1 protein-coding gene is annotated in these 533 nt (G+C 58.3%); it reads left to right on the forward strand.

The annotated features are described in order from the left end of the window. Positions 1-4: 4 nt before the first annotated feature. On the forward strand, positions 5-533 hold a 529-nt coding region (locus tag B2W52_RS12210; protein ID WP_286803274.1), incomplete at its 3' end, for an NUDIX domain-containing protein.

Raw genomic sequence — 533 nt, forward strand, 5'->3', positions numbered from 1 at the left:
AAAAATGGCCAAACCGTTCCAGTTCAAAGCCAGCGACGTCAACGTCGAAAAACGTGAAACCGTCTTCCAGGGCTTCTTCCGAATGGATAAGCTCTGGCTGACCCACCCGCGTTTTGATGGCCGGGATATGCCGGTGTTTACCCGGGAGCTGTTCATCCGGGGCGATGCTACCTGCGTGCTGCCCTATGATCCGGAGCGGGACGAAGTTGTCCTGCTGGAACAGTTTCGCCTCGGTGCCCTGGGCCGAGACCAGTCGCCGTGGTTACTCGAACTGGTTGCCGGCATGAACGAAGACGGCGAAAGCCCGGAAGAGGTCGCCCAGCGGGAAGGTCAGGAAGAGGCCGGCCTAACGTTTGAGCCGCTGGAAAAAATTTGCGACTACCTGGTGTCGCCGGGTGGCAGTACCGAAATGATTCATCTCTATTGTGGCTGCGTGAGCACTGAAGACGCCGGCGGGCTGTATGGTATGGAGCATGAGCACGAAGACATCCGCGCCCACGTGGTGTCATCCGACGATGCCATAGCGATGATCC

Origin of the sequence: Marinobacter sp. UBA2498, from assembly GCF_002341575.1 — a bacterium.
In the GTDB taxonomy this organism is placed as follows: domain Bacteria; phylum Pseudomonadota; class Gammaproteobacteria; order Pseudomonadales; family Oleiphilaceae; genus Marinobacter; species Marinobacter manganoxydans.